The sequence below is a fragment of the Paracoccus binzhouensis genome (assembly GCF_016446475.1).
GTDB lineage: Bacteria > Pseudomonadota > Alphaproteobacteria > Rhodobacterales > Rhodobacteraceae > Paracoccus > Paracoccus binzhouensis.
The window spans coordinates 1-5,289 of record NZ_JAEHFP010000175.1 but is presented as its reverse complement, the minus strand read 5'-3'; the positions used below and the strand labels follow the sequence as shown (position 1 = coordinate 5,289).

At 62.6% G+C, this 5,289-nt stretch carries 5 protein-coding genes and 1 pseudogene; 4 read left to right on the top strand and 2 right to left on the bottom strand.

The genetic code is table 11. The features are described from left to right. Positions 1-85 precede the first annotated feature (85 nt). Both I9P22_RS22870 and I9P22_RS22865 read right to left on the bottom strand, forming a co-directional pair. Positions 86-892: pseudogene (locus tag I9P22_RS22870) on the bottom strand (multicopper oxidase domain-containing protein); the annotation flags it as partial. Positions 893-965: 73 nt separating this feature from the next. Further along, complete coding sequence (locus tag I9P22_RS22865) at positions 966-1,346, bottom strand: hypothetical protein (RefSeq protein WP_233141200.1); 381 nt, start codon at positions 1,344-1,346, stop codon at positions 966-968. 94 nt (positions 1,347-1,440) lie between these two features. On the opposite strand from I9P22_RS22865, the gene I9P22_RS22860 reads away from it, so the two are divergent. The 4 genes from I9P22_RS22860 to I9P22_RS22845 form a co-directional block, all read left to right on the top strand. Then, positions 1,441-1,902 (top strand): c-type cytochrome, encoded by a 462-nt coding sequence (locus I9P22_RS22860; RefSeq protein ID WP_082658174.1) that lies wholly within the window; start codon positions 1,441-1,443, stop codon positions 1,900-1,902. Between the two features lie 206 nt (positions 1,903-2,108). Next, a complete protein-coding gene (locus tag I9P22_RS22855) occupies positions 2,109-3,386 on the top strand; it encodes an ATP-grasp domain-containing protein (RefSeq protein WP_058099082.1) in 1,278 nt (425 codons plus the stop codon). 538 nt (positions 3,387-3,924) lie between these two features. Further along, positions 3,925-4,206, top strand: coding sequence for a helix-turn-helix transcriptional regulator (locus I9P22_RS22850; RefSeq protein WP_012092626.1), 282 nt, complete (start codon positions 3,925-3,927; stop codon positions 4,204-4,206). An 18-nt stretch (positions 4,207-4,224) separates the two neighbouring features. Further along, on the top strand, positions 4,225-5,289 hold a 1,065-nt coding region (locus tag I9P22_RS22845), incomplete at its 3' end, for a replication initiator protein A (protein ID WP_233253549.1).

The window sequence follows — 5,289 nt, the reverse complement described above, 5'->3', positions numbered from 1 at the left end:
CCCCTCGCAGCCGTCAACGCCATGATTTATATGCGAAATATCACGATTACGACAGCGAAATCAGCGACTTACTTGGAGAATGTGGGTTGATCACACGCAGGCGGACGCGCCCGCCGCGCTCGATCTGCACCACCTCGGGGTCCGACAGCGTGCGGTCATTGGCAAGATAGGCGTCCCAGTCGTAGTCATTGAGGTCCATCGCCATGGCGTCCATGGCACCCATCCCCATCATGCCGCCCATGGCGCCGTGATCCATGCCTTCCATCGGCATGTTCCCCATGGCGCCATGATCCATACCCGCCATGCCGCCCATGCCCGCGCCGTGGCCGCCTCCATGGCCGTCTGCCGTCCCATGGCCGTCGAGGATCTCGGCCATCACTTCCTCGGGCGCCTTGAACGAGAAGTCATGCAGGAAAAGCACTACTTCCTGACGGTCGGCGCTGATATCCTCGGCGCTGCGCACGATCAGCGGTGCTGCCAGAAGGCGCATTTCGTGCAGCGGCACATGCGCGTGCATCCAGTAGGTGCCGGGCAGCGGCGCGAAGTCATAGGCGCGTGTCTCGCCGGGGGCGAGCATCGGCAAAGGCATGTCGGGCACGCCATCCTGCGCGTTGGGCGGGATCTGGCCGTGCCAGTGGATCAGCGTGTCAACATCGAGATCGTTGCGCAGATCCACCCGGAAGCGCGCGCCGGGGTTGAGTGTCAGGCCCTGTCCGGTGGGTCCGGAAAGACCCCAGACGGTGGCGGCGCGACCGTCGATGTCCAGCGTCCGGCTAGCGGCGTGCAATGATAGCGGGGCGGCGCCCTGCGCGGCCGCGATCCGGGGCAGATGCGCATAGGCCAGCACGGCTGCGCCAGCGGCAAGAAAGCCGCGTCGTGAAAGGGTATTCATGGTCGTCTCCTCGGGACAGCCTGTCCCGTTCATCAAAACCGACAGAACGCCGCGGGCTCCAGCCCGGACGCAATCAGAGGAGACGGAGCTTGGGAGGTCGTTCGTTCAGCCCAGGTGCCCGACTGGCAAGCACTGCACCGGTCGGCAGGTCATGGCTGGCAGGCGCGTAATCGCTGCCAGAGCCTTCGCTCGGCGAGGTCAGGAAGACCGAAAAACCTACGCAAAGCAACTCACAGGCTTCGGCATCGCCTGAGCCACAGTGCTGGTCGCCATCACAGGGATTTTCGCTGCCGGCCGCAACCTGCATCATCTCGCCGACATGCACCGAGTGATCCGGTTCTGCGCTCAAGCGCGCCGCGTGCGCGGACGTCGCCGTCGTCATGACGGCGATCGCGAGGACGGCAAGCATGGTGACGAGGCGCGCGAACATGCCGGAAAGATAGGCGCTGGTCACGGGAATGTCCATTGCCCCCGGCGTCGCGCCTCTGGCAGTAATTCAATTTCGGCATGTAGCCGATTGAAATTCTTCACCAGCAGTCATGCAACTCATGCGCAATGAACTCCGTAATATCTTGTGGCTCGGGTTGCTCCTCGGCGGCCTGATCCTGGCGATCCTCGTTGGGTGGCATCAGGTCCGCACGGTATCCCCCGCCGCGGCATCCGCAGAAGTCATCGAACAGGGCCGGCAGGTCTATGCGGACCAATGTGCGTCCTGCCACGGTGCGCAGCTCGAGGGGCAGCCGGACTGGAAGACGCCCCTTCCATCCGGACGTCTCCCGGCGCCACCGCACGATGCCGGCGGCCACACGTGGCACCATCCCGATGACATCCTGTTCCGCATCGTCAGGGAAGGCACGGCCGCCATCGTCGGGGGCGGCTATGAGAGCGACATGCCGGGGTTTGCCGATCTTCTCAGCGACGCCGAGATCCGGGCTGTCCTCGCCTATATCAAGAGCACCTGGCCAGAGCGCGAGCGGACCTACCAGGAGAATGTGTCGCAACCACACTGATGGCACCTTCGGGATGGAGCTGCCCGTGCGACCGGCAGTGCAATTTCCCGAGGCCCACCGGTCACAGTTGAGGCCGCCGAACAGAAGCGGCATATTTGGATCGACCTGATGGCGAAACCTTTGGGAGGGATGTTCGTGGGATTATTCATGGCTTACTTGGCATTTGAAGCGCGCTCGATCTTGGCGCCGCCTCGGGTTTTCCCTCGATGAACAATCCCGGCTCCAGTTCATCGAAGCGGGTTCATGACCGCACGGAGCGGCTCAACAAGAGCTGCTTCTGCGTTACACTGGACCTTCCATCGCTGCGCGAAGCGATGGAGCGCGAGGCCGGTGATCCGGCGTTCTTCGAGACGTTCATCCGCCCCAAGGCCCATCTGTTCTCGCACGTGCCGGTGTTCCTTTCGGCCACCGCCGTCAATGAGATGCGCGCGATCGCAGTGGCTGTGGAGACCACCGCCCAACTCGCGGCATACAAGGCCGCAGTCCTCTCTTGGGTGCCGGAAATCGCGCGGGCGGATCATGGCCCGCTCGGGGCATTGATGGGCTACGACTTCCATCTTGGCGAAGACGGCCCCCGCTTGATCGAAATCAATACCAACGCCGGCGGGGCGTTTCTCAATGCCTTTCTTGCGAGGGCGCAGCGCGCGTGTTGCACCGAAATGGATATCCCCCCGACGCTGCCATCGTTCGAGGACGCGGCGTTTCGCATGTTCCAGAACGAATGGATTCGGCAGCGGGGAACGGGCGCGCCACAACGCATCGCCATCGTCGATGACAGTCCGCCGGAACAGTATCTCTACCCCGAGTTCGTGCTCGCGGGGCAAGTTTTCGCGGCACGAGGGGTAGACGCGATCATCGCCGACGCCAGTCACCTTCGCTACGACGATGGTCGGCTCAGCGCCGATGGAAAGACAATCGACCTCGTTTACAACCGGGTCACCGATTTCGCCTTCGATCAGCCCGAGCACAAGGCATTGCAGGAAGCCTACCGGGATGGCGCGGTGGTCGTGACGCCGAATCCGCACAATCACGCGCTCCTTGCAGACAAGCGCAACCTTTCGCTTCTTTCGAATTCCGCGACGCTGGAGGCCTGGGGCGTGGAACCGAGACTTCGCGCCCTGCTTGATGCCGTTCCACGCACCGTGCTGGTCAGTCCTGACAACGCTGACGCACTTTGGAAATCCCGCAGGGACCTGTTCTTCAAGCCGACCGGCGGACATGGCGGCAAGGCGGTATATCGTGGCGACAAGCTGACGAAAGGGGTCTGGGCGGAGATCGCGGAGGGCGGATACGTTGCTCAGACGCTGGTCCGCCCCAGCGAGCGCATGATCAGGATCGACGAGATACCCCAGACGCGCAAAATGGACGTGCGTCTGTATACATATGATGGCCAGGTGCTTCTGGTGGCCGCGCGCCTCTATCAAGGTCAGACCACGAACTTCAGGACGCCAGGGGGCGGCTTCGCGCCCGTGTTCGTGATCTGAAGCGTGAGCTGGCGGGGTTTGGCTTTAATATATCAATGCATTAATTTGGGGAGCATTCAACATCAGGCGCATCCCCTCCGGCACTTGCCCTCGCGAAAGCGTTCTCCCGATCCGGTTGCGGCCGGATTTTTTCGTTGTTTTCGAGGGCTATTCGGGCGGCTGAACACTGACCCCGCTGCCATGAGGTCCGGAAGCGGTTTCTCCGGACCGATACTCTCCTGACCTGATGACTGTGCCGGTTGGTGAATTTCTTACAGCAAGCTGAAATTGTGTGCTTTTCGGCTTTTCGGGATCGCCGGCCCGAATACTTCGATGCCGGTGGCGTTCGTGAGGGGGAGAATAAATCGAGCTATCGCCCTCAGAATAGTTCCGTGCTGCTCTCGTCGCGGATACGGAGGGGGTATCTTTCGCCCCTGATGGTGGGCGATTTCGATACCCCCCAACTTCGCCCTGCACCTCGCCGGTCTTCCTTCGCCACCGTGGTCATTGCCCGCCGCTGATCCGCAGTGGCCGTTTGCAACACCACGGAGGCCCGATCATGCCACATGAACCCGTCGTCCTGCCGCCGCGTTTTCTACGGACCAAAGAGGCCGCGACCTTTCTCAGCCTCTCGGCCCGGACGCTCGAAAAACACCGCACCTACGGAACCGGGCCAGCCTATCGCAAGCTTGGCGGCCGTGTGGTCTATGCCATCGACGATCTTGAGGCCTGGACCGAGCGCGGCGCGGTGACCTCCACCTCCGATCCGCGCGGCTCCGTGCTGCCCGCCAAGCGTCATGCGTTTCCGTCCGGCCCGCAGGCTGGTCGTTACGCCCGCTGACCGCTCGCGGTTTTCTTCATGACGGTGCGACGTCGATCCCTTTCCGAGCGCGGGCAACTCGACCTGTTCAGGGCGCTCCCCGGCGATTTCGCGCCACGAGACGCGCAGGATCTCATGGCCTATCCCTTCTTCTCCCTCGCCAAGTCGAAGCGCATCGCGCCCATCGACTTCGCCGCCGGCAATGTCTCCATCCGGGTCGAGGCTGTTCCCGATCACGGCATGGCCACGATCTGGGACGCCGATATTCTGATCTGGGCGGCGAGCCAGATCGTCGAAGCCCGCGACAGCGGCCTTCGCACCTCCCGGCTGATGGCCGCCACGCCCTACGAGATTCTCACCTATGTCGGGCGCGGCACCGGCTTGCGCGACTATCAGCGCCTGAAGGCGGCGCTCGACCGGCTGCAATCGACCACGATTTCCACCTCGATCCGCCAGCCGGTCGAAGGGCGCCGGCATCGCTTCTCCTGGATCAACGAATGGCAGGAACGCACCGACCATAGCGGCAGACCCGATGGCATCGAGATGATCGTGCCGGACTGGTTCTACCAGGCCGTCCTCGACGATGCGCTCGTGCTGACCATCGACCGGACCTATTTCGACCTAACCGGCGGCCTTGACCGCTGGCTCTATCGCCTGGTGCGCAAGCACGGCGGCCGCCAGCGCGATGGCTGGCGGTTCGATTTCCGTCACCTTCACCAGAAATCCGGCAGCCTGTCGCCGTTCAAGCGCTTCGCCTTCGAGCTGCGCGACATCATCCGGCGCCAGCCTCTGCCGGGCTATTCGCTGTTTCTCGAAGCTGAGGTTGGCGGGCGGATGCTGCTGGCCTTCGAGCCGGTCGCGCCCTGTGGAAAACCTGTGGATGGCCTCGTGCTATCAGGAACCCGGACTATCGTGCTATCGGGAACCGGAGGCTCGTGCTATCAGGAACCGAAACCGGGCTTAACACCCGGAACCCATTCAGGAAATCGCGCCCTTAACTTAGAGTCTAACAAAGAGTCTTCTTTAACTGTTTCTGTGGGTGTGAAGAACGCGCCCAGTGCCACCTGCGATCAACTTGCCAGTGATCGTGGGCGTTCGCAACAA